Source organism: Microcoleus vaginatus PCC 9802 (assembly GCA_022701275.1).
GTDB classification, from domain to species: domain Bacteria; phylum Cyanobacteriota; class Cyanobacteriia; order Cyanobacteriales; family Microcoleaceae; genus Microcoleus; species Microcoleus vaginatus_A.
The window spans coordinates 3104895-3129466 of the sequence record CP031740.1 but is presented as its reverse complement, the minus strand read 5'-3'; the positions used below and the strand labels follow the sequence as shown (position 1 = coordinate 3129466).

Annotated in this window: 20 protein-coding genes, 2 pseudogenes and 1 riboswitch; of the genes and pseudogenes, 11 read left to right on the top strand and 11 right to left on the bottom strand. The window is 46.8% G+C overall.

The window, feature by feature from the left end; translation table 11 throughout:
• Positions 1–15 precede the first annotated feature (15 nt).
• Positions 16–5256 carry a hypothetical protein gene (locus tag D0A34_12620; protein ID UNU19599.1) on the bottom strand — a complete coding sequence of 1747 codons (5241 nt, stop codon included), beginning with the start codon at positions 5254–5256 and terminating at the stop codon, positions 16–18.
• A gap of 579 nt (positions 5257–5835) precedes the next feature.
• Here D0A34_12620 and D0A34_12615 point away from each other — a divergent pair.
• The 4 genes from D0A34_12615 to D0A34_12600 all read left to right on the top strand — a co-directional run bounded on the left by D0A34_12615 (position 5836) and on the right by D0A34_12600 (position 8688).
• Positions 5836–6600 carry a sulfotransferase gene (locus tag D0A34_12615; GenBank protein UNU19598.1) on the top strand — a complete coding sequence of 255 codons (765 nt, stop codon included), beginning with the start codon at positions 5836–5838 and terminating at the stop codon, positions 6598–6600.
• Between the two features lie 356 nt (positions 6601–6956).
• Entirely contained in the window at positions 6957–7313 is a 357-nt protein-coding gene (locus D0A34_12610) for a hypothetical protein (GenBank protein UNU19597.1), read from the top strand.
• Positions 7314–7455: 142 nt separating this feature from the next.
• Complete coding sequence (gene aroF / locus D0A34_12605) at positions 7456–8316, top strand: 3-deoxy-7-phosphoheptulonate synthase (protein ID UNU19596.1); 861 nt, start codon at positions 7456–7458, stop codon at positions 8314–8316.
• 174 nt (positions 8317–8490) lie between these two features.
• Complete coding sequence (locus tag D0A34_12600) at positions 8491–8688, top strand: copper chaperone (protein UNU19595.1); 198 nt, start codon at positions 8491–8493, stop codon at positions 8686–8688.
• A gap of 121 nt (positions 8689–8809) precedes the next feature.
• Here D0A34_12600 and D0A34_12595 read toward each other — a convergent pair whose 3' ends face one another.
• The gene (locus D0A34_12595) at positions 8810–9217 is read right to left on the bottom strand and encodes a transcriptional regulator (GenBank protein ID UNU22272.1); all 408 of its coding nucleotides are present in this window, start codon (positions 9215–9217) and stop codon (positions 8810–8812) included.
• Between the two features lie 145 nt (positions 9218–9362).
• Here D0A34_12595 and D0A34_12590 point away from each other — a divergent pair, with 145 nt between their 5' ends.
• Both D0A34_12590 and D0A34_12585 read left to right on the top strand, forming a co-directional pair.
• Positions 9363–9530 (top strand): metallothionein, encoded by a 168-nt coding sequence (locus D0A34_12590; GenBank protein UNU19594.1) that lies wholly within the window; start codon positions 9363–9365, stop codon positions 9528–9530.
• Between the two features lie 288 nt (positions 9531–9818).
• Entirely contained in the window at positions 9819–10079 is a 261-nt protein-coding gene (locus D0A34_12585; protein ID UNU19593.1) for a hypothetical protein, read from the top strand.
• Positions 10080–10179: 100 nt separating this feature from the next.
• Here the strand turns inward: D0A34_12585 and D0A34_12580 are convergent, their stop codons facing one another.
• Positions 10180–11265, bottom strand: coding sequence for a metal ABC transporter substrate-binding protein (locus tag D0A34_12580; protein UNU19592.1), 1086 nt, complete (start codon positions 11263–11265; stop codon positions 10180–10182).
• A 90-nt stretch (positions 11266–11355) separates the two neighbouring features.
• Between D0A34_12580 and D0A34_12575 the strand changes: the two genes are divergently transcribed.
• Together D0A34_12575 and D0A34_12570 are read left to right on the top strand one after the other, a co-directional pair.
• Positions 11356–12075, top strand: coding sequence for a metal ABC transporter ATP-binding protein (locus D0A34_12575; GenBank protein UNU19591.1), 720 nt, complete (start codon positions 11356–11358; stop codon positions 12073–12075).
• A gap of 128 nt (positions 12076–12203) precedes the next feature.
• Entirely contained in the window at positions 12204–13040 is an 837-nt protein-coding gene (locus D0A34_12570; protein ID UNU19590.1) for a metal ABC transporter permease, read from the top strand.
• Positions 13041–13063: 23 nt separating this feature from the next.
• Here the strand turns inward: D0A34_12570 and D0A34_12565 are convergent.
• From D0A34_12565 to D0A34_12545, 5 genes and pseudogenes are all read right to left on the bottom strand, one after another.
• A pseudogene (locus tag D0A34_12565) lies at positions 13064–13180 on the bottom strand (TenA family transcriptional regulator).
• A 159-nt stretch (positions 13181–13339) separates the two neighbouring features.
• Positions 13340–14395 (bottom strand): hypothetical protein, encoded by a 1056-nt coding sequence (locus D0A34_12560; protein ID UNU19589.1) that lies wholly within the window; start codon positions 14393–14395, stop codon positions 13340–13342.
• A 189-nt stretch (positions 14396–14584) separates the two neighbouring features.
• Positions 14585–15556 (bottom strand): GTP-binding protein, encoded by a 972-nt coding sequence (locus tag D0A34_12555; protein ID UNU19588.1) that lies wholly within the window; start codon positions 15554–15556, stop codon positions 14585–14587.
• A gap of 182 nt (positions 15557–15738) precedes the next feature.
• Positions 15739–16774: pseudogene (gene cobW, locus D0A34_12550) on the bottom strand (cobalamin biosynthesis protein CobW).
• 190 nt (positions 16775–16964) lie between these two features.
• Positions 16965–17372, bottom strand: a complete 408-nt coding sequence (locus D0A34_12545; protein UNU19587.1) for a DUF1636 domain-containing protein — start codon at positions 17370–17372, stop codon at positions 16965–16967.
• Between the two features lie 24 nt (positions 17373–17396).
• Positions 17397–17544, bottom strand: a riboswitch (cobalamin riboswitch).
• Positions 17545–17678: 134 nt separating this feature from the next.
• Between D0A34_12545 and D0A34_12540 the strand changes: the two genes are divergently transcribed.
• Together D0A34_12540 and D0A34_12535 are read left to right on the top strand one after the other, a co-directional pair.
• Positions 17679–19640, top strand: a complete 1962-nt coding sequence (locus D0A34_12540) for a serine/threonine protein kinase (protein UNU19586.1) — start codon at positions 17679–17681, stop codon at positions 19638–19640.
• An 83-nt stretch (positions 19641–19723) separates the two neighbouring features.
• Entirely contained in the window at positions 19724–20998 is a 1275-nt protein-coding gene (locus D0A34_12535) for a serine/threonine protein kinase (protein ID UNU19585.1), read from the top strand.
• On the opposite strand, the gene D0A34_12530 is transcribed toward D0A34_12535, so the two are convergent.
• From D0A34_12530 to cynS, 3 genes are all read right to left on the bottom strand, one after another.
• Positions 20990–21592, bottom strand: a complete 603-nt coding sequence (locus tag D0A34_12530; protein ID UNU19584.1) for a hypothetical protein — start codon at positions 21590–21592, stop codon at positions 20990–20992. The two genes, D0A34_12535 and D0A34_12530, sit on opposite strands and share 9 nt — an antisense overlap.
• Positions 21593–21647: 55 nt before the next feature.
• Entirely contained in the window at positions 21648–23030 is a 1383-nt protein-coding gene (clpX, locus tag D0A34_12525; protein ID UNU19583.1) for an ATP-dependent protease ATP-binding subunit ClpX, read from the bottom strand.
• A gap of 227 nt (positions 23031–23257) precedes the next feature.
• Positions 23258–23701: a cyanase gene (gene cynS / locus D0A34_12520; GenBank protein ID UNU19582.1), complete on the bottom strand. Its 444-nt coding sequence runs from the start codon at positions 23699–23701 to the stop codon at positions 23258–23260.
• A gap of 455 nt (positions 23702–24156) precedes the next feature.
• Between cynS and D0A34_12515 the strand changes: the two genes are divergently transcribed.
• Positions 24157–24501, top strand: coding sequence for a hypothetical protein (locus D0A34_12515; protein ID UNU19581.1), 345 nt, complete (start codon positions 24157–24159; stop codon positions 24499–24501).
• Positions 24502–24572 lie beyond the last annotated feature (71 nt).

The following is a 24572-nucleotide window of genomic DNA, read 5'->3' as shown; positions in this document are numbered from 1 at the left end:
CGGAAAGTTAGAGGGTTAAGGGCAGCCACTGCGAAGGGAAGTGGCATTTTGATTAGCATTCGGCTGCTGATCGGGAGCTACAGTGCCGCACATCAAAGTTGTTACCCACGGGTCATTGCGAGGTACTTCCCGGAAATACTCAGCAGGCTGAGTCTTTGTCGAAGGAGTCGTGAACCTTTGAGTAAACAAGTCAGGTGGCTGAGATAGCAGGCCCACGTCATAACCCCAGTTCCGGGCGGGCGGGCTGAAGTAGGGAATCAACCCGGCACCAGCATCTGTGTTGTATGTGTTTGTGATATTTAGGACCGGAGGGACTCCCTGAAGTTGAAACAGGCTCGCTAAGCCAGATGGGTTTAGTGGCAGAATTGGCTGGTAAGGTGCTGTGCTAAAAGCGCTGCGATTTTGCTGGATGAAAGAGCCTCTGATATTAGTAGTCACTCCCCCGTTATTCCAGCTTTCCAGGAATCGGGGCAAGTTTTGCAAGCCGCCGTTAAAGTCTCCACTGGTACCGTTGAGTGTCCGTGAAGGAGTGTCGCCAGCTCCAATGATCAGATTAAAGGTGGTATTTACAGCTTGGGGTATCCATCCCGTTGCTCGGAGAGTCCTTGTACCTCTTGGCATTGTATTCCCGCCTGGAGCGGCGTCTGCTGACAAAGTTTGGATCTGCGGGACTGGGAGCAATTGCGGCTGTGACCCATTATAGGGTGGGGGTGGTAGTGCAACTGGCGCGGGATTTGGTGCCCCTCCTATTGCCGAAGTTGCGGGTGTTGATGCCACTAAAGTTGACAGTGGTACATTTGCGCCGTCTCTGGTGTTGGCAGGAAGGGTGGAAGGGTTTACCACATATGGGAGACTTGTGCCATCAAAGCTGACGGCACCCGTCCCAGTAGTTCCCGCAAACCACAGAGAGTCAGGTCTAGGGGCAGCAGTACTACCAATAGCGTTTGCAGCAGAAATCCCTAAAGGCTGTGGATTAGTGGGCGTGTTTAACGATGAAGTACCTGCTGCTCTTGAAAAAGCTACGCGGCGGGGGAATCGCTGCAATGCTGGCACTGGGGGATCGAACGTTGACCCAGCTTTAAAACGGGTAGTAGGGGTAGTAACGGGTGACACATAATTTGGGCCCCCTGCGGCCGGTAGCATCGCGGCTGCTGCTGTCACTGGCGCTGTTGCTAGCGGATCGACATACCAGTCAGCATCGGTACACGCAGCCACCGGGATTTTTGTGCAAACTTCCATTAAATACCCTGGGAAATTCCCGCGCCGCTGCACCGGGGTGACAAAGTTGTTGAAGTAGGAACTCCACAGCCGGGGCGCGGGAGCCGCAGCCACGTAGGTAGCGTCTGTCACCGGTGTAGTGCTAGCACCTGTGGTACCTAGTAAATTGAGGTTGTCTGAAAACGCCCGGCTCGAAAGTCCGTTAGTAACAAAGTTGTTGTTGAAAAATCCTTGCTGTCTGCGGGGCAATACAGCAGCAGCGCCCGCATTGTTTCTCAGGTCAAAATCTCCCTCGTTGCGGAAGCCAAAACGGTAATTTTGCGATAGCAGGGTGACTGCATCTGCCAGCACTGTTGCCGGTCTCCAAAAGTCTCCCACGGTACAGTCCGGAAGCCTCGGATCGCCAGCGCGGCAGGCAAAGTTGGTGTTAAGGGTGGGGCGAGTGTAGAAATTTCCCCAGGTTGGGTCCACAATAGTCGTAAACTCTTCCACTGGTGCAAAAGCGGGTGTAGTACCCGGAGCAGCGGGCGGGAAGTTGCCGTGAAGGTTAAAGGTTCCTTTGATGTAAGCCGGCAAATTCGATACCAGGGTGAGTCCTTTTTCTATGACTACAGCATTTAGGTTTGGGGGTGGTGTGGGGGCGGCGCCACCGCGAAATAGCTGCTGACCGTTAATCAGGACAATACCGTTAGGCTTGCGGGTGGGGTCGAGCAGATTGTCTCCAGGACTGATAGTTCTATCCGTCAATCGAGTATCCGATCGAGCGCTGCGATCGGGCAGCGCGTCGTCCCGGCTAGCATAAATAATCCCGCTGTTTGGCAGCAACCACTCAGTCACCGTAGCGTTTGGTCCTGCAATGTTTGTTCCGCGCAAAACATTGATATTTAGCTGAGTGGCCCGAATTTCTAGGGCTTCCCGTTCTTCTAGGGGTTGGTTGTAATTGCCTGTTAATTGTGCTGCTTGGGGGGCTGGAGCTGGCTGAGGGAGGGGACTGCTGAGCGTAAAAGCTTCGTTGACGATCGTGGTCTGGTTGTCACGATCGATCGCCTTGACTTCTCTGCCGTTGACAAATGCTACTTCTTGAATTGCGCCGTCAGGAATCAGTGCAGGAGCACGAGCGATCGAGCCGTCCAGTATTTGTAGAGCACAATTAGTTGAGTCAATAGCTGCTTGTTGTGCTAGTGTGCGAGCGGCTGGAGCCACTTGGAGGGCGGTTCTCAACGGCCCGTTGGCAAACCTACCGTCTGGAAAAACCATGTTGGCCTGGGCTTCCAAAATAGCGTCTCCACCAGTTAGCAAGCCAGCAGCGTTCGGGGGGTTTGAAGCACCGGGTTGCCCTCTTGTAGGGGGGCCGTAGGTGATGCCGTTGTTAGAGCCAATAAAAGCCTGCTGTCTTCCCAGTGTTGCTTGGCGTGTTGCGACCTCTGGTGCGCTCCCTCCCTGTCCACTGACATCGGGCAGCGCTCCCGTCAAGATGTTTCTCGCTGTGGAAGCGTTGCTGGGGTCGTAGTAGCTGCTGACGCAGGCCAGGGGGGTTTGAGTTGGTTGAGCTCCTGGTGCTAGTGCTACTGGGTCGAAGGCGTTGTTTGCGTAGTGATAAACTGCCGTTGCCCGCATCCGCAAGTCGCCTTTGGCAAATTTGCGAGCTGTGGTGGCTTGCTCAACAACAAAATTAGGATTTGTTTCTGCTGCTGGCAGGACCGTGGCGTCTGGCAGAGCGGGGGCGATCGCCGCCGGCGACCAAGTGGGGTCCCACTTTCCCCAAGCTCCGGGAGCAATAGCACCCGCCGCTACATTACCGTTGTTCCATACTTGCGACCCCGGGCCCAGCGGTGACATCGGCATCGAGTCGGGCCACACGACGCGGTACTGTTCCACAGCCGGAGTTTCCGGGTCGTCGTAAGTATTTAGGGCAGTGAAAGCAGTCCCCCTCGATGCGGGGCCGCTTTTCAATCTCGCATCACCGGCAGCAGCAGCAGGCTGTATCCAGGTAGGGGGCGGTAGGAAAGAATTAGTGCGATCGTACACTCCTGCACTGGTAATTACCCGCAGACCACCAACACCGTCAAGGGGACTTCGCGGTCTTTCAGCGGCGCTTTTTTCCCAGAAACCATCGCTGAAAGAGTTTGGGTTGCCTGGTGCTTCGCCTAAACCGTTGCCGCGGGCTGTTGCTCCCACGTCAGCAAGTTTAGTCACTTGCGGTGTGCGGGTGCGAACTGGGCCGTTATTTGCCCATTTAGTGGTGCCATCTACTTGCTGAGGATCATTAGTAAAGCTTGTGCCGTCCCACCGCAGTGCTGGCAAGTTGTTACCCACTGTGACTCGATTGCCCAAGAAATCTTCGCTCTCAGTAAGTTCTAACTCCTCGGGGTCTTCGGCTGGTAGCTGAGTTGGACGAATAGTGAGTCCCGCCCCTGATGGAGCGCCTACTGTCGCCGTTCCATTAGGAAGGCTCCAAGAAGGATTTGCGGGTCTGAGACTGTTGTTACCGGCGTCTTGAATTCTGTAGGAAGTCGTCGGTACATTCGGATCTAAATACTTTCCGTTGACCGCGCTGGCGAGGGGCGCTTCTGCAAAAGTAACTTTCCGCAGCCGTTCTTTAAAATAATCTTGTAATGCTTGCTCGCGACTCTGACTCTTGGGGGCCAGCCTTGCTTGCTGAACAGAAACTGGATCGTTAGTACCTGTTGGATCTGCTTCTATTTGACCGTCTACCAGAGCAGCTAACCGCTCGGAGTAAGCGTTGTTATTGTACAGTACCTGAAGACTGTTTTCTGCGACAGATTGATTGGCGGTGTCAATTGTGGGTGCATTTGTATTGGGTTGGTTGGTGTCGGTTAGAGTTTTGAAAAGATGTACTTCAACCGGATTTGTCGGCGCATTGCTGCCCGACCACCCGTTAACAACATTACCGCCTACGATAATTCTGCTATTTTCTTGATCGTAAAAACAAGATTGCTTGCTGCTGACTTCAAATAGTCTGATGTTTCTGGCGCCACCCAATCCTGATACCAATAAGTTGCTATTTGTCAATATCCGCCCGTTTAGATTCAACGGAGGCCCAGGCGATATATCTAAGTCGTCTTCATATACAACCGCATTGTTGCTGAGGGGAATGCGGCTTTGATCTTGCTGGTATTCGAGAGCCGATATGCTGGGGGTTCCGGGGAAAGCTTGATACTTCGCCGCACCCAATGTGTTAGCTTCTGTCTGGGTAATCGGTACGTTAACCGTGTAAACAAAGAAACTTTTCTGGAGCCTGCCACTTATTCTTTCCCAACCAGAGTCCCCTACCAAACTTGCAACCGTACCCTCTCCTTGGGCACAGGCTGGGTTGGTGGTTCCTGTTCGCATGGGGGGTGTTCTGGCATCCAGTTCCTTTCTCGGTCTTGGATTTACACTTTTTGGAGTACGAAAGTAGATTCCGTAAAGAGTAAAAGTATCAAATATACCGTCGTTATTGGTATCGACGGGATATCTCCATGCAGTATTTAGCGCTTCATTTTCTACTCCGGGCGCGCTAAAAAGCGAGCCTTTTGGGTCGTCATTAAGGCTGATACCATTTCCCGAAAGATCTGCTCTGAGTACGAGGCGTTCTTCGTCTCCAAATGTGTACAAATCTGGGTCTGTAGGAGTTGGGGCGGCTGGGTAAGACGACATTGCCAGGTACAATTGTCGATCTGAGGGAGTACCCGTCACTAGGTTGCCTTCCCCCACCAGATATTGAATTTTGGCTTTTGCCCGATCGAGCGCGGGAGTCGCGGCCGCCAGCACCTGCTGGTTCACGCGCACGTTACGCGCCGTATTAGCCCGATCGAACGATCGCAGCGTAATCGCCACTGTCAACAAAATCACTACCAGCAACACCATCGTCACCGTCGGCAGCACAAACCCCGCCATCGGTAGTCTTGCCCTGCGGCCCATAGCCATCAGCGCTTGCAGCATTGCTCTCATCAGCCGCTTGGCCCCGGATCTGGTAACACCAGCAATCCGCCGCAGCAGGGATACGATAACTTTGGATAATTTGCTCTTAAACATTGACGCCTTCCTGAATAATTTCAGTGATGGTATTGCAGGTAGTTACTGCTCGACAGTACAATCCCATCTTTATTGTTCCCATTTTTTGCAAGTTGCATATCAGCCTCTTGCACAAATTTAAATCTGTACTTTGGCTGAAAAATAAAACCCCCAAACCTGCAACCAAAATCACCGCCGATAATATATTTTTCAGCGAATGATTTGCGGTGCAGGGATTAGAACTCCCTAACTCCACTCTAATCTAGTTAAATAGAAATGTCAGTGGCCAGAGCGAGAGTGAATTTGATCACCCCAAAACAGTGATCGCGATCATATCCGATGTATTTTCCAGCCCTTATCTTGTCGGCTTTGTTTATGTGCTCGCCTTGCTAGCTGTTTCAACCACCGGAATCTACAATCAAGATCGGGCGATCGAGTGGTTAGGCTTATCAGTGCGATCGAGTCTAAATCGGGCGATCGAATTTCCGTAATGCCTCCAAGTGCGATCGCATTTCCGTAATGCCTCCAAGTGCGATCGACTTTCCATTTTACCCTCCGGCACACTGTCAGTACAAGTGCCAAATATAAAACATACAACCCATGAAACAAACTCCCAAACCCCCAGACTTCATCATCATCGGTGCCCAAAAAGGCGGCACAACATCTCTGTACAATTACCTAATCCAACATCCCCAAATCGCCCCCGCCACCGAAAAAGAAGTACATTATTTTGACTTAAACTTCGACAAAAGCCCAGACTGGTACTATGCCCAATTTCCCCAGCCCGAAAACGGTTCCCACAAAATAACCGGAGAAGCCAGTCCTTACTACATATTTCACCCGCACGTTCCCCAGCGAATTTATGATTTCTGTCCCCAAGTTAAAATAATCGCCCTGCTGAGAAACCCCGTAGAACGGGCAATTTCCCACTATTATTACTATATCAAAATAGGCTACGAAACTCTCTCATTAGAAGACGCGATCGCCGCCGAGCCCGAAAGACTCAAAGGCGAAATAGAAAAACTCCTAGCCAACCCCAAATATTATAGTTACGAACACCAACACCACAGCTATCTAACCCGCGGCATTTACGCCGATCAACTCCCAGCCTGGATGAAACTTTTTCCCAAATCACAACTTTTAATCCTCAAAAGCGAAGACTTGTATAGCAACCCATCGGAAATCCTCAACACCGTCCTCGAATTTTTAGACTTACCGCCCCAGCAACTACAAACCTACGAAAAGTACAACGCCACCCAATATCCCCCCATCAGCGAGACAGTATACGAGCAATTGAGAGCATATTTTCGATCGCACAACCAAAGACTAGCCGAATTGTGCGATCGAGATTTCGGCTGGGATTAACATCATAGTAGGGAAACCGCAAGGCGCATTGGTTTCAACTTAAGGTAAAACCCATAGTCCGTCAGGGGTTGAAACCCCTGCCTCAAAGCGAAAGTCCTCTGAAGAGGACTAAGTTGTTGCGGCATTTAAATTGTCTGTTAAAAAACAATCAAACAATGAGTGGGGTGGGCGTCCCGCCCGCCTCGAATATGCAATTTAAATGCGCGACAGCTTAATCAGTTTAAAAATCTTTTTCTGAGTCCTCATAGCGAGGACTTTCGCTATAAGCCCCGTGGAATTCATTCCCTGGCGGACTCGCGGACTGGCAGATAGTCGGCTTCTGAGTCCTCATAGCGAGGACTTTCGCTATAAGCCCCGTGGAATTCATTCCCTGGCGGACTCGCGGACTGGCAGATAGTCGGCTTAATTTGATGACACCAATGGGCATTACCGTTTCCCAACATTTGATAAAAAATAACTTGACATCCCCCTCTCCCTGTGCTAGCTTGTCGAATAGTATTGTGTTTAATCCACAAAGCGCAGCACTTCACCTATGTTCACAGCCAACAGCTATTTTTATTTTTGGTATCCCTAAGTTCGCCCGGAGTGAATTTATAATTCACTGTGAACATCCGGGCGAACCGCAGATTAACACCTGCGGTTTTGTTGTTTCTAGTTCTTTTCCCAACAACCAATCCAGTACAAGCGAAAACAGCAATGACATTATTCAGTAACTGGTATTACGGCTTTTATTTTTGGCCCAACCAAAGTTCTGGGTAAATTGTCGCGCTGTCTTTTCGCACCAACCCGGAACTCCTAAAAGTTCCGGGTTTTTTGTTGTCAACCACCCACTTAAATTTCCCGGAGAATGCCCTCATGCTAGAAGCCAAACTCGTAACCAAATCTCATCCCGAACACCAAACAATTGTCAAACTCTCAGAAACAGTCTCAGTCGGCGGCGAAGAATTATTAATCATCGGCGGCCCCTGTACCGTCGAAAGTTCCGCACAAATGGAAACAGTCGCCCGCCAACTATCCTCCGCCTCCGTGCAAGCTTTGCGAGGCGGAGTCTACAAACCCCGCACTTCTCCCTATGCTTTTCAAGGGATGGGAATTGAGGGACTGGAAATTTTAGCCGATGTCAGCCGGCGTTACGGTTTACCCGTCGTGACAGAGGTAATGTCGATCGCCCAAATCGAACCAGTTGTCACCTATGCTGATATGCTGCAACTAGGCAGTCGGAATATGCAAAACTTCGAGTTACTAAAGGCGATCGGTCAAGCCGGAAAACCCGTTCTGCTAAAACGCGGCTTGTCAGCCACAATCGAAGAATTTGTGATGGCCGCCGAATACATTCTCAGTCACGGAAATCCTCATGTAGTTCTCTGCGAAAGAGGCATCCGCAGCTTCGACAATTACACGCGAAACGTATTAGATTTAGGTGCAGTCGTAGCGCTGAAACAGTTAACTCATTTGCCAGTAATCGTAGACCCTTCTCACGCCGTCGGCAAGCGAGAATTAGTCGCACCACTAGCCAAAGCAGCGGTTGCTTGCGGTGCAGACGGATTGATTATTGAGTGTCACCCGCAACCAGAAAAATCGGTTTCTGACGCGCGGCAAGCTCTTTCTTTGCCAGATATGGTAGATTTAGTTGCGAGTTTGCGGCCTGTAGCCGCCGCCGTTGGGCGGTGCATACCGGAGATTAATTTGCCTTCACAGGTATTAAGTTGGAAGTGATATTGGTAGGAAATAACGTATAACTTTTAACGTCAAACTCTCAAGCCGGTTTTAACCGAATTGAGCTTTGAGGCAGGGGGTTTAAACCCCTGCCGAAATCGGGAAAAGCGCGTGTTTCACGAATTTAGATTAAAATAAAAAATAATACTGTCATCTACGAAATTTTGCTGACTTATGGCAATACTACTTAACGTTCCCTCGATCGTCTGTTCCGGCTGTGGCGATACAATTACCAAAGCCATCAAAACTGTTGACTCCGATGCTACGGTCAATGTGGATGTCGCAGCTAAGACTGTTACGGTTGAGGCTCAAGCTTCTGAAGAATCAATTAAACAGGCGGTTGTGGTGACAGGTCACACCGTCAAAGATTAATATCTAGTTAGGTGGGGGCGGGTTTACCAGATTATTGGTCTTAGGCCGAGATTATTGGTAAAGCCAGCCCCTACAAAATTTTAAATCCATTACCCATGCCTACTGCCCAAGGCCCAAAAGATTATTCTTCGTCTAAGTGTTCGGCGACTGCTTGGTAAAGTTCAAAAACGTGGCGATCGAGTAAACTATAAAAAACTTGTCTCCCAACCTTGCGGTAACTTACCAACCGCATCGCCCGCAATGCCCGCAACTGATGCGATACTGCGGATTCGCTCATACTCAACGCCGCAGCCAAGTCACACACGCACAGTTCTTGTTTTGCCAATACAGATAGCAACCGCAGGCGATTCGCATCTCCCAAAAGGCTGAAAAACTCTGCCATCCGCTGGGCTTTTGCGGTGTTGAGAACTTGTGTTTGGATGTCCCCGGCCCGCCAACAGTCAACTAGGTGCGATGGATCGCACGTTGGTGTATCGTTTTGTTCGCGAGGCTGACTTATCGCTCCATTAACAGCAGACTTAGGTGACATCTTTTCCCGCCTGGTTTTAATTCTCATTTTCATTTTAGTGCGATCGACAAACCTTTTGTAACAAAACTTTTACATTCCTTGACTAATACCTGAATATATGTTCAGATATTAGTAGAGACAAACAACCCCACCAGGAGAATTTAAAATGACTACCGCCACCCAAACAAAATGTGCCTGTCCTTCATGCTCGTGCGTTGTCAACGTCAGCGAAGCCATTGAAAAAGACGGCAAAACATACTGTTCCAGTGCTTGCGCTGACGGCCACCCCAACGGCAGCGGCTGTGGCCACACCGGCTGCGAATGCCACAAATAAATATTCGGCTTCAAAAAAGATTAATCAACTACTCTAAAATATATCGAAAGGGAGATGCGAACAGGGCATTTCCCCTTTTTGTGCTTTTAGGTTAAATAAAAGTTAAAATAAGGCTAAATTAAGGTTAAGATTGCATTAATAGACTCAATACAGAGCGAAAAAGCACAATTGCTACTTACGCCATACAATAGAAGCAAGTTAGCGCCGCGATACTGAGTACCAATAGTGCTATTAAAAACAGAGACCGAACCAAAAGCTGAAGACCAAAAGTTTAATTAGGAGGCGGCAATGAAAGAGCGGGAAGATTTTTTACATCCTCGCAATCGCTACTACGGTGATTTCACGCCAGAAAACTTGGCGTTTAATGCCAACTTGCAGGAGTTTGCTCAGAAAATAACTTATATTTGCTCGCTGGAAACAGGGGGGAAAATTAGCGCTGAGAAAGCCTATAAAGATATTAAGATGCTTTGGAAAGACTTAAAGTCCTCTAAGAAGCAATTGGGAATTGGCCAAAAACCCCCCAGTACCGAGGAGCAAAATTCACCTTAAAGTCATCGCTGCAAACGCAGCGTTTGCAATCGAAAACCCCTGCGATTGGGAGCGCTGCGTTTTGCGGTGTACCCCGCAAATGTAAGGTGCTTGCTGCACTTTAGAAATTCTCTGGTTTGGGATTTGGTGCAGTTTCTCCTGCAAAGGAAGTACAATTACCACCGAGGCCAGAAATAATCGCGCAAGTATTATTTTTCAGCATTCCCTGATATGTATCAGCACCCGTGCCGGGGCCGCCCAACTCGTCGCTGTAAAGTTCCTTGTCGGAAATTTCGACATTTGCCTCCCTCGCCACAGTCTCCATCAACTTCGGATTAGTTGTAGTTTCGGCAAAAATTGTCGGCACTCCTGCGGTCTTAATTTCTGAGGATAATTCGGCAATTCTTGCTGCGGTGGGCTGTTCCTCTGTCGTCACACCCTGCAAAGCTCCAGCAATCTCCAAACCGTAAGCATCGGCATAGTAACTCAAAGCATCGTGAGTTGTTACTAACTTGCGTTTTTCTGCGGGAATAGTCGCAATCTGAGCTTTTATCCAAGTATCTATTTTTTGCAACTCATCTGTTAAGGTTGCTGCATTTTTTGTATAAAGTTGAGCATTGTTGGGGGAAACTTTGATCAATTCATCGCGAATTGTTTCTACCATGCGCCGGCCATTTTGAGGATTATGCCAAACGTGAGGGTCAGGGACTTTTTCGCCTTCTGCGTGGGATTTGTTTTCCGCTTTCTCTTCACCATGTTCGTGCTCGTGTTCGCCCATCAGCGGTTTGGGAACGGCGAGTTCGTGGACGGCGATTTTGGGCGCGGAATTACTGCTGGATTGAATTAACTTAATGATGCTGGGTTCGTGGTTGTAGCCACCGTATAAAATCAGATTTGCTGTTTCAATCGCTTTGCGGTCTTCCGGCTTGGTTTGATAGGCGTGAGGGTCGTCTCCCGGCTTGATCAGACAGGTGGTGTCGATCGAACTTTGAGCTATTTCTTTAGTTAGGTCGCAGATAACGCCAGTCGTGGCGACGACTTTGGGCAAGTTGCCGCCAGGACTGGCTTGAGTTTGAGTTGTGGCGGGACTCTGTGGCGCTCCATTGCTTGCGTTCTGTCCTCCACTGCACGCAACCACTCCGCAGCCAATGGCCAAAACAGCCGTACCCCACAATCTGCGGGTTTTTCCAGCCAAGTTCTTTAACATTTTCACCTTTGGAACGATAATCGTTATTGCTTTTTCGAGTTATCCTATTCTAGTAGCTACGAACAAGAATCGTTCTCAAAATCTCTAATTATGCTAGAAGTGCAAGACTTGGCTGTCAATTATCGCGGAATTGCGGCCCTCAGCAGTGTGAATTTCCAGTTAGATCCCGGACAATTAACCGGTGTGTTCGGCCCCAACGGCGCGGGGAAAAGCACGATGGTGAAAGCGATGCTGGGATTGATCCCCACCTGTCGGGGTTTGGTGAAATATCAGGGGCGGTTGCTGAAGCAACAGTTGTCGCGGGTGGCTTATGTGCCGCAGCGATCGCAAATTGACTGGGATTATCCGATTACGGTGTGGAATGCGGTGATGATGGCGCGAACTGTCCAGACTGGTTGGTTTCGATCGCCCTCGAAGCAGTCCCAAGAATTGGTCAAAGCTGCTTTGCTGCGGGTGGGAATGTGGGATTTGCGCGATCGGCAAATTGGCGAACTGTCTGGCGGGCAGCAGCAGCGGATTTTCTTAGCAAGGTCGATCGCCCAACAAGCCGATTTATTCTTCTTCGACGAACCTTTTAACGCGATCGACAAAGCAACAGAAGAGATTATTTTCGATATTTTTGCCGAACTAAAAGCTGAAAATAAAACATTGCTAGTAATTAGCCACGATTTAGGCGAAACTTTAAAACAGTACGACCATTTATTATTGCTAAATAAGCAGTTAATTGCAACTGGTTCCTGCCGGGAAGTGCTCACCGCAGCCAATATTCAAAAAGCCTATGGATACGATTTAAGTTTAGTTTCAGCGTAAGCAAAAAAAGATTTATCTTTAAAATTGATTGTGGCACGGGCGTCCCGCCTGTGCAGTTGATTGTGGCACGGGCGTCCCCCCTGTGCAGTTGATTGTAGTTGAAAAAATCCTATTATTGGCCTAATTCAATGTTAAACCTACTAATTGAGCCACTCAAATTCGAGTTCATGCGAAATGCGATCGCCGTCGGCATTTTGCTAGGAATTCTCTGCGCCGTTGTGGGCTCCTATTTAATTGTACAGCAAATGGGAATGATGGTTGACATGATTGCCCATTCAGTATTAGCAGGATTGCCAGTAGCTTTTTCTTTAGGTTTCAATATTTCGATCGGCGCGTTTATATCGGGAATTATCAGCGCGGTAATTATGGCGTGGATTCAATCCCAATCTCGTTTAAAAATTGATGCTGTGATGGCATTAATTTTATCTACTTTTTTAGCAATTAGCGTCACCCTAATTAGCCTGTTGCGGACAACCAAATTAGATTTAGACGGGTTTTTGTTCGGGAATATCTTGTCAGTTGCACCTGCTGACGTGCAGCAGACTTTTGTCATAACTTTGATTATTTTGGTAGCGGTTAAACTCCTTTACAAAGAATTGCTCTTTTATACTTTTGATCCGCTGGGGGCGCAAGCGTCCGGTTTGCCTGTAAACTGGATTTATTTGGGGATGATTTCGGCGATTACGCTGACGATTGTTGCGAGTTTGCAAACTGTGGGGGCGCTGTTAGTAATTTCTCTGTTAATCGGGCCGGGAATAACGGCGTATTTGTTGGTAAAAGAGCTACATTTAATGATGGGATTGGGAGCAATTATTGGGATTACAGCTAGCGTGACTGGTATGTATCTCAGCTATTATTTTAATATGCCGTCTGGGGCGGCAATTGTATTAGTTATTTTTGGGTTATTTTTAGGGGCTTTGCTGTTCAGTCCCAGTCAAGGAATTTTGACCAGGAAGAGAGGATAACAGTCCTGGACGCACTCTATCTGTTGTGCGATTGCGAGGTCGAGCTTACCTTCGTTCCACATTTGGTAGAACGGGTGTTTCAGCAGGTTGTTTTGGTCGAGAATACTATGGAGTTGTTCGAGAAATTGCTGTTGGGTGATAATTGTCGATCGCCTTTGAGGATAGTCCAGCCACTAAAATGCTATTGTAATCTAGTATTTTGTCAAGACCAAGTTTTCAATGGTTTATGTTTTGGTCAACCTGGTGCGATCGCCCTACTACCAACTTAGCACCCCCTGAACTCTTTGCCGCGCATAGATTTATGACCAAACCAGCAATTCGCCACCACAGCCGCCAGCGGCGAGAAACTGGCCTGCGGGATGCCATGCGAGACAAGAAAAACCGCCCTCTGCACCTTCTAGAATTTGCAGCAATTGTTCTGCTTCAGACCACAAACAAACTTGACCGTCTGCGGCTGCGGAAGCTAATAAAAATGTGTTAGGTTGAAACGCGATCGCATTTACAACTTTTTCATGCACTTCTAACCCCCAAGAATCCCAACCCACACTTTCATCAGCGTGTTTTTCCCACACTGAAATGCCTTCGGAACTCGCCGCGGCTAACAAAGACGCACCCAAGGAATTAGTTTTATCCGACCAAGCTAACTCCCGAACTTTCCCCGGAAAACCCTGCATTACCCAGGGTTCAAAATTGCCCCATTCATTAACAATTAGAGTATTGTCCATATTGCCACAAGCTAAATATTCCCCTTGTGGCGACCAAGAAACTGCACCTGTTGCGGAGGGTACTGATAAAATTTCCGGGTCTTCGTCCCAGTCTTCACCATGCCAAACTTTGACGCCTTGATAGCCGCTAACTGCCAGATATTGAACCATAGGATGCCATGCTAAATCTAAGATAGATGATGAGTCGAAATTCAGCGTTACTTCAACAACATTCTCCTCAGCATTCCAGACTTGAACGTAGCGGCCCATACTGAAAGCTAACTGGTTGCAGTTGGGACTCCAAGCTAACTTATCAACCCAGACGCGCTGGTTATCCAAATCAGCAATTAATTCCCCAGAATCGGTGCGCCAAATTTGCACTTTTCCATCTTGTCCGCCAGCCGCTAGGAATTGACTGTCGCGGGAAAAAGACAAGCAATCGGCTGATTTACCCGTGGCAGTTTGTAGCGTTTGCAAGGACAATTCATTAACGGGCCCTACTGCCGCCAGCATCACTTCGCCTGCAGCAGAACAGACTGCTAAAGTTGTACCATCCGGCGACCACGTAACAGCAGTTACGTAGTCAGACAGCATTTCTTTAGCGTGAAATTGCAGGGTTTGTTCACTTTTATTTGTCTTTTTGTTAGCCATATTTATTGAATCTGAAATGTTGCAATCTTCTTAATAACGGGCAAGATGCCCGTTCCACAAGAAATGAATTTTATTCCTGTGGAACAGGCATCTTGCCTGTTCCGTTCCACAAGAAATGAATTTTATTCTTGTGGAACAGGCATCTTGACTGTTCCTAAAAGGCTTATTAAAAATGCTTCAATATGTCAGTTAAACCAGACATTTCCGAAAATCGTCTCGCAATTGATTTTCGTTTAAGTCGCGACCGATAAATACAAGCTCGTTTTTCGGAGTTTCTGTAGCTTTCCAAGGTCTATCTGGTCGGCCATCAAACACCATATGTACTCCTTGGAAAACAAATCGCTGGTTGTCTCCGGCGACATTCAAAATGCCTTTTGTCCGAAATATATTCGGGCCTTGAGTTCGCAACAATTCCTCCATCCAATCGCTAAATTTATTGCGATCAATGGCGCCGGATTCTACTATGGCTACTGAGGTAACACTTTCGTCGTGTTCGTGAGTGTGTTCGCCCAAAAAGTCGGGTTCGATTTCTAATGCCCGGTTCAAATCAAATGCTTTGACGCCCAACAAAGCATCCATTGCTAATTCAGCGTTGCGGGTACGGTAAATTTTGGCCATTGCATTCATCGCGCGAATCCGCTTTTCTAACTCTGCCAATTCTTCGTCAGTTACTAAATCAGTTTTGTTGACCAAAACTACATCAGCGAAGGCAATTTGTTCTTGAGCTTCGTCTGCGTCCCAGTGCTGCCAGATGTGCTTGGCATCGACTACGGTGACAACTGCGTCTAGCAGCAATTTGTCCCGCATATCTTCGTCTACAAAAAATGTTTGAATTACGGGTGCGGGGTCGGCTAAACCTGTGGTTTCGATGACTATGTGGTCGAATTTGTCTCGCCGCTTCATTAAGTTGCCGATAATCCGAATTAAATCGCCTCTGACTGTACAGCAAATGCAGCCGTTATTCATCTCAAAAATTTCTTCATCGGCATCAATTATCAGTTGGTTGTCGATGCCGACTTCGCCGAATTCGTTGACGATGACTGCAACTTTTTTGCCGTGTTCCTGTGTTAAAATGCGGTTCAGTAGCGTAGTTTTGCCTGCGCCGAGATAACCCGTGAGAACGGTAACAGGAACTGATTCGATCGCCCCAGCAGTCACCATACTTGACCTCGATTATTGTACAATGATAACCATTATCGCTATTCTACACCAGACTTGCTGGCAGCGCCCACAATATTAAAGAATGTTAATAAATTGTTCGTCAGAGCTTGTAGGGGCGAGTTTTACCAATAATATTTGCTGCAATTCAAAATATCGATATACCCGCCCCTCTCAGATGACAATTAATTGTTAATCATAGCTGCAATTCGATCGCGCTCTAACTCTCGACCGATCAGCACTAATTTGGTTTGGCGGAGTTCGGAAGGTTGCCAGGGGCGATCGTAAAAATATTCTATGCGCGAGCCCACACCTTGCAACACCATCCTCATCGGTTTCTTGGGAACCGCCACAAACCCTTTAATCCGATAGATTTCCTCCTGCTGCATCAAGGATTGCAGTTTTTTCACCAAAGCTTCAGGTTCAAATTCGCGATCGGCAATAAAGAAAGTCGAGTTAATATCATCATCGTGCTCGTGCTCCTCCTCAGTGTCGTGGTGACTGGGGCGAGACTCCAAATCGTCCTCAACTGCGGCATTAAATCCCATGAGCACATCGGGGTTAATTTCGCCACCTTTGCAAGGCACAATTTTCACACTCGGGACGCAACTCTTGCTGCAACCAGCTTTGGACTTTCTTGTGAGTTTCCGCATCTACGCGATCGACCTTCGTTAAAAGTACCATATCGGCACAGGCTAACTGGTCTTCAAACAATTCCTCGATCGGAGTTTCGTGATCTAAACTAGAATCAGCCTGTCGCTGTGCCATCAAAGCATCGATATCACCGACAAAAGTACCGCTAGCAATAGCTTCGCAATCGACAACAGCAACAACACCGTCTACAGTAGCACCGGTGCGAATTTCCGGCCAGCGAAAAGCTTGAATCAAAGGTTTAGGAAGTGCGAGACCCGAAGTCTCAATTAAGATACAATCAATTTGTTCTCTGCGCTTCAATAATTCCTGCATAGTCGGCAAGAATTCCTCTTGAACAGTGCAGCAAAGACAACCATTTGTTAGTTCTACAATATTGCTGCTGACCTCTTCTTCTTTGTCGCAAACTTGGCAATCGCGCAGCAATTCTCCGTCAATTCCGATTTCGCCAAATTCGTTAACCAGAACAGCAATGCGGCGACCTTGATTATTTTGCAATAAGTGGCGAATTAAGGTAGTTTTTCCGCTACCGAGAAAACCAGTGATGACAGTAACAGGGATTTTGTGCATTGATAATTTTGTGCTTATTTGGTAGTGGGATATCTTGTTCCGAGGCTCTGCCGGGGAATACCGATGTAGAGGCTCTGCCTCGCTGGAATAAAGGAGCGCTTTTAATACGAGGCAGAGCCTCTGCATATGCGTTACCAGGCTCTTCCTAGGAACGAAAGGGAAAAAACTAAAGTTCTTACTACAAACCTATCTAATTTGGTAGCGGTGGAATCTTCGCCAAAACGCCTTTTTTCAGAGCTTGAGGACGCTCAGACCAAGGCAACAAACCGTCCGGTTTAGCATAGTATTGACCCGCGCATTCGAGTACCGCCTCGACGCTTTCCGACTCATTTGCTGGTAAATCGCCAAACAGATAAGTGTACTTTCCAACAGCAGCAAAACACACCGCACAAGAGTGACTGCAAGCACTCATGCACTCAACCTCTTGAATCTCAAACTTATCAGAAAACTCCCAATCTTTAGCGAGTTGCGACAAATTTTCCATGAATTGTTGACCGCCGCTTTTGCCTTCGCGCTTGCCGTTTTTCCAAACACTAGCGCAAGCAGTGCAAACAAGTAGACTGTGCTTTGTGCGTACAGCCGTGTTAATTCCATCCATCATCCGTACCTCGCAGATGCGTTCAAAAGTGAGTTAGATATCGGCGGGCATTCTGACTTGAGAAACCACAACGGTTTCATTACAGTTGCGGGACAGCGCCGGACTTGCACCGAACTTTCCCCGTTTCCTCTAGCGACTGCTCCCCGCTAGAACCGATCGCGAAATCACATCATACCGCACTTGCCACCTTTTTTCAAAAAAGTTATGTTAGTAATAGCGATCGTTTCCTTCGTAGTAAGGACTTTAGTCCTTATAAGATAACGTCTTCAGGACTAAAGTCCTTACTACCAACCATAGTAATTACCTATGAACGCTTTTCCTGACTTTTCCCAACATGGCTATCAAATAAGTAGCGAACTCGGATACAACAGTTTGGGCGGCCGCGTCACCTATCTCGCTACAAAAATTCACACAAAAAAATCCGTTGTAATTAAGCAATTTCAATTTGCTCAATTAGGTGCTAGCTGGACCGAATACGAAGCTTACGAACAAGAAATTAAAGTTTTGCAAAATCTGGATCTTCCTGGCATTCCACGCTATCTCGATTCTTTCCAGACTGACAGCGGTTTCTGCATGGTGCAGGAATACAAAAATGCCGAATCTGCTGTCGCCCGGACTTTTTCGCCGCCGGATATCAAACAAATTGCGATCGCCACTTTAGAGATTTTAGTTTACCTGCAAGCTCAGAAACCGCCGATAATTCACCGCGACATCAAACCGGAAAACTTGTTAATCGACCAACAGTTAAATGTTTACTTAGTAGACTTCGGTTTTGCTCGGCTAGGAGGTGGAAATATCGCGGCTAGCAGCGTCGTCAAAGGCACGATGGGATTCATGCCACCCGAACAAATGTTCAACCGAAAATTAACAAAAGCATCCGACCTTTACGGCTTGGGAGCGACGCTGATTTGCTTATTAAGTGGTACACAATCGGGGGAAATAGGCAACTTGATTGATGATAATTATAGCATTCATTTCCGGCATTTAGTCCCGCCGTTACAGCGTGGTTGGATGAACTGGCTGGAAACAATGGTAGCGCCGAGATTGCAAGACCGATATCCATCGGCTGCGGATGCTTTAACTGCGCTAGAATCTTTGGATGTCAGCAGGTTGCCGAAAGTGAGAATTGAGCGCGATCGAATTCAATTCGCCGCCGCAGAATATGGAGACAAAGTAACACAAATCGTTACCGTTAGCAACCCTATTCCCGATACAATTTTAGCAGGTCGATGGGAAGTAGCACCGCACCCGAACGATCCGCCACATACTCCTTACGACCACCCTTGCATCTCCTTTGAACCGCAGAAATTTGAGGGCAATGAGGTCAGGTGCAAAATAACGGTAGATACGAGCAAATTGTTAGCAAATAAAATTTATCATCGCCAGATGATACTCCACGTTAATTCCGATCCAGATACCCATAAAATTGAGGTTGAAGTTAAAACCGCTCCTCTTCCAGAACCAAAGCAAATGCCATATTTGTTTAAAGATAAAGGGAGTTTTATGTTGGTATTTATCTGCGTCGGTTGGCTGCTAAGCAACCCGATGGACCCACAGATGTTTTTCGCGTTAATAGCTGTCCTACTTCCGGGTTTTGCAGCAGCAGAAAAGACGCTCTATACAGAAAAAGAAAAGACTCTATATACAAAAGTAAATAAAACTGTAAATTGGTTTGAATCTATCTTAGGAGCCACTTTAGGAATTACAGCAATATTTCTGGCAGCGACTACTTTTTCATCACTTGTTGGTAGTGGTTTTGGTAATAGTACGGGTAAAGAAATCGCTTTACTTTTTTGTTTGGTGATTTCAGCTATAGTTGGTGCTTCAGGTGGTGTTGAGAAGAGTAGGAGTTTGACAATCCTGACCTTTGTAGCTTGTGGACTTTTGATAGTCTTTTATTTACCGTCGAGTATAGCATTGATATTTGTGCTTTTGGTTACTAATTTGGGTTGTTTTAAGGTAGTTTATACCTTAGCTAAAGCCAGGAGTTACGAACAGATTAAAATAGGTTTTTTTAAGAAAGATGCTGTAGCAATCGCATTTTTAACCGCTGGATTTTATATCAGTTTAGGAGCCGTATTTCAACGGTACTTAAGGTTGGCAAATGAGATGGGATCGATCGAACCCTTAAAAGTTTTAGTTTTAGCAGCAAGTGCGACTGCCCCTCTCCTCGTCACCGCTATTCCCTTAATTTACTTGATTGTTCTTAAAAGAAACAGAATGATTGCTGGCTACCGCAAATCCAAGCCATATTTGATTAAACCATAATCAACCGTTCCTACTAATAACTTTAGTTCGGATTATTCAAGAATTTTAAAGACTGAAGTCATTACTACAAACCTTACAAATTTATGAACGCTTTTCCTGACTTTTCTAACTACGGCTATCAAGTAACTCGCGAACTCGGACACAATCGCGCCGGCGGGAGAGTTACCTATCTCGCTACCGAAATTAATACCCAACGTTCCGTCGCTGTCAAACAATTTCAATTTGCCCAAACAGACGCTAATTGGGATCAATATCAAGCGTGCGAACAAGAAATTCAGATTTTGCGAGAACTGGATCATCCCAACATTCCCCGCTATTTAGATTCCTTCCAAACTGCATCGGGTTTCTGCATGGTTCAGGAATACAAAAATGCCGATTCTCTCGCTATTTTGCGCCAGCTAACACCGCAGCGAACCAAGCAAATTGCTATCTCTGTTTTAGAAATACTCAAATATTTGCAAAACCGCGTTCCGCCAGTCATCCACAGAGATTTAAAACCGGAAAATATCTTGGTAAATGACCGGATGAATGTCAGCCTTGTCGATTTTGGATTTGCTAGAATCGGCGGGGGAGAAGTGGCCGCCAGCAGCGTTGTTAAAGGCACTTTGGGCTTTATGCCGCCAGAACAAATGTTCAATCGGCAGCTAACTGTTGCATCGGATTTATACAGTCTCGGCGCGACGCTAATTTGCTTGCTAATCGGCATCAATTCTACCGAAATTGGCAGTTTGATGGACGATACCGGGCGGATTAATTTTAAACATCGGTTGCCACAGCTAACTCCAGAATTTCTTGACTGGTTGCAAAAAATGGTGGAACCTAATTTCAAAAACCGCTATCCTTCCGCAGATGCGGCCTTAAATGCTTTGATTCCCCTCGAAGTAGTTCAGCAACGTAACAACTTAAAACCGGTATTGATATCAGTCGGAGTATTAACAGCAATTTCTGCTATTTTTATTCCGCTTTTTTGGAAATCTCCCGAACCTCAAACAGCAGTAGAGCTCAAACGAGTAATCAACTCAGAAAATTTTAACCCTAAGACTCAAGTAATGTTAACTGACGAATTAGAATCAACGAAACCTAGGGATGTTTGGTCTTTGAAGCAAAACAAAAAAGTCTATTTTGCTGTAAGTGCTGCTAACTTGCCAGAAGGAGAATATAGAAGTTATTGTAAGGTTGTCAACCCTCAAAGACTATTCGCAGCCCAAAGTCAATCTTATTTAAAAACGACGGGCGATCGATTAAATACTTGGTGTTGGTACAATTTTCAAAAGGATGACAAGCCGGGAAATTGGAAGTTTGAATTTTACTTAGACGGTGAAAGAGTGGCGCAAAATAGTTTCAAGGTCTTACCTTAAGATAGTTGTACCGGGCTGGCAGTGAATTTCTTTGCCGTCAAAAGTTGGCGGATTCCAAGTTTCTGCATAACTTGCATTAATTCGATCGCTCTCGCAAATTGCAGCAATAGTTGTTATAATATTGCTACCCTTTTCTTTAAAAGCAAACACTGCGCCAGTGTAGGATTTCCCGATACTAATATCATTAGGTTGGGCAATCGCGATCGCGCTTTCAAATTGTGCTGGTTTGCGGTGATTGTGCCTAGTTTGAACCGGGCCCATTGATGAGACGAGGGTGTAATAATAGTTATTAGTCTGTTCTTTAATTCCAATACCCAATTTTGCAATGGAATCGCTAAATTGACCGTATTCTGCATAGTAAGCTTGCTGCGCTCTATTGATGCTTGAAATATATTGTATGGCTTCAAAAAAATTCTTACCCCTTGACGGGGAGGGGGGCGGGACGATGGTATTGAGTGGGAAATCGTAAAATGACGCCATGAGGCCAGCCACGACTGTGCTGTAAATTGCAATCCTCGGCAGCAAACTGGATACTGACAATCTCGATTTTTTACTGGCTTTAGCTACATTGGCTGACATTTTTTTAACTGTCATAAACTAAATTTGCCAAGCTTGTAGGGTGCGCCACAAGCACCCTACAAACTATAAATTATGCAGTTTCGTGCTGTTTGCGCCAAGCGGGATGCCACAGCAATTCAGCAGTCGATCGCTTCTCGACCATTTCAGGAGTAATCATACAGTTAGCCACATCCTTACGAGAAGGCAATTCGTACATCACATCCAGCATTAACTCCTCTAAAATGCTGCGGAGAGCTCTCGCGCCCGTTTTGCGACGATAGGCTTCCTGGGCGATCGCCCGCAGCGCTTCCGGCTGGAATTCCAATTCCACGCTGTCCATCTTCAACAGCTTTTGATACTGCTTCACCAGCGCATTCCGGGGCTCGGTCAATATCTGCATCAAAGCTGCTTCATCCAGCGGCGAAATCACCGTCACCACCGGTATCCGCCCGACAAACTCAGGAATCAAACCAAACTTGACTAAATCGTCCGGCTGTACCTGCTGCAAAATATCAGCGGCCCGCTTGTCTTTCGCCGGCAAAGTCGAGTTGCTGTCGCTTTCTGTTGGCTGAATAAAGCCCAAAGATTTTTTGCCCAAACGCTGTTCAACTATTTTTTCCAAACCGACAAAAGCACCGCCACAAATAAATAGAATTTTGCTAGTGTCAACTTGAATAAAATCTTGGTAAGGATGTTTGCGGCCGCCTTGCGGGGGCACGTTAACCACTGTTCCCTCCAACATTTTTAGCAGCGCTTGCTGCACTCCTTCTCCCGATACATCCCTAGTGATCGAAGTGTTTTCGCTTTTGCGAGCAATCTTGTCAATTTCATCAATATAAATAATGCCACGCTGCGCCGCTTCAACATCAAAATCTGACATTTGCAACAGCCGCAGCAAGATATTTTCTACATCGTCGCCGACATATCCAGCTTCTGTCAGTGTCGTCGCATCCGCTACCGCAAACGGCACTTCGAGCATTTGTGCCAAACTTTGCGCTAACAAAGTTTTGCCACAACCTGTGGGGCCCACTAGGAGGATGTTGGATTTTTGCAGTTCTACATCGCTGTCAGGGGAAGACTTGTCGCTATCTTTAGCTTGGTCAACGCTCAAGCGCTTGTAGTGGTTGTAAACTGCTACAGAAAGGACTTTTTTTGCTGAATGCTGGCCGATGACGTGGTTGTCTAAATGCTGCTTAATCTCTGTTGGTTTCGGAATTTGAGCTAAAACGATTTTCGATTTATTCGATCGACCCGGGCGCCGCGTTCCTTGTCCCTGAGACTCTCGCACCTCTGATTGGGGAATCTGTTGACCAATTGTTTTACTGGAGTCAAAGAACTCCTCCTCTAAAATTTCATTGCACAGTTCCACGCATTCATCGCAAATGTAGACGCCGGGCCCAGCGATTAACTTGCGGACGTACTCTTGCGACTTGCCGCAAAACGAGCATCTGAGATGGGAGTCATATTTTGACATATTTGCCTCTTAATTTACGGTTGCGGTTGCTTGTTTCGACTGGGGAAGTTGCCGCGGGAGCGACCTTAGCTTTGCCCTAGAAGGGTTTCCCGATCGGACACCCAAGCCAGTCAAGCTTCGCGATCTCTATTTCTAAGTTAACACTTTTGAGGCTTTAGTCATTAGTCATGAGTCATTGGAGCAAATTTGAATTTTTATTTTTCACTTGAAAGTAAAGCTGCCCGGGCTTACCATTTTTTGTATTCCAAAAATTTTCCCGACATAATTATTTTCACTCGATCGCCTTTTGGGTCTGCTTCTTTCTCGACATCCATAGTAAAGTCGATCGCGCTCATAATCCCGTCACCAAATTTTTCCTGTATCACTGCTTTGAGCGGCATCCCGTAAACCTGAATTATTTCATAGAATCGATAAAGCAGAGGGTCAACTGGAACCGAGGCATCCAAAGAACCTTTTAACGGAGGTTCACAGAGAACCGCAGCCGTCTCGCTATCTAGCCCCAAAGCCGAGACAATTTTCTCGGCTTCCTCTTCTGATGCGGTAGCTTGACGGTAAATAACCGCGGCAATCCAAACTTCGTCGCGCCCCAAAACTTTTTCCAAATCTGCAAAACTAATTCCCTTAGCTTTTTTAGCCGCCAAAAGCTTTTCTGTAATTCCTGAAATTGCCATTAAATATTCTCCCCTTCACTTCTGTGTCAGATGTGAAATATGTCTCACATTTTGGTGATTTTGTCAATACTAAGTTGAGAAAAAAAATCGAATTGATAGCTCGGAACAGCAGCAAAAGTTGGTCTCGTTAACCCCCACAACTCATACAATTTGAGATTTGAGATTTGAGATTTGAGATTGGCAATGACTGATGACTACCAGGGTTGAGAGCTAGTCAACAGTTGCATTCTTTTTTCCAACTGGTATCACAACTGATACAACTGATAAATCCTAAAATAACTCATAACGGCCCTGCGACAATGGTACAGTTGGCAGTATATGTAATAAAAGTTACACCCGCAATGGCATTCGGCATTCCGCAAACGGCTGAATTTTGATCGTGCTAGGCTGAAGCTCAATCCTCGCTCACGCAGGCAAAGCCCCTTTACCACTCAAAACCAGCAACTGACAAAAGTATGGAGATTCAGACCAAAGATTACACGATCCAGTACGATCGCGCTACGCAAACAGTCACCTGTAGCGGCTCGTTCCGACTCAGCCAGGTGGAAGAATACGCACCGATCGTCAATCTGCTCAACGAAGTGGCTGACTCCTGCCCAAACACGGTGACTCTAGACTTGCGAAAGCTAGAATTTTTAAATAGTTCTGGAATGAATATTGTCTCAAAATTTGTGATCAAAGTGCGCCAGCAAAAAAATATTCAAATCGCCATCAAAGGTTCTAAACAGATCCCCTGGCAGATAAAATCCCTGAAAAACTTGCAGCGGCTGATGCCTTCCTTGCACTTAGAATTGGAATAGTAGCGAAAAAGGTAAAGATGAATCCCCGGCTAAGTCCGGGAACCAGGATGAGGGTGGCTGAAGTTAATCGG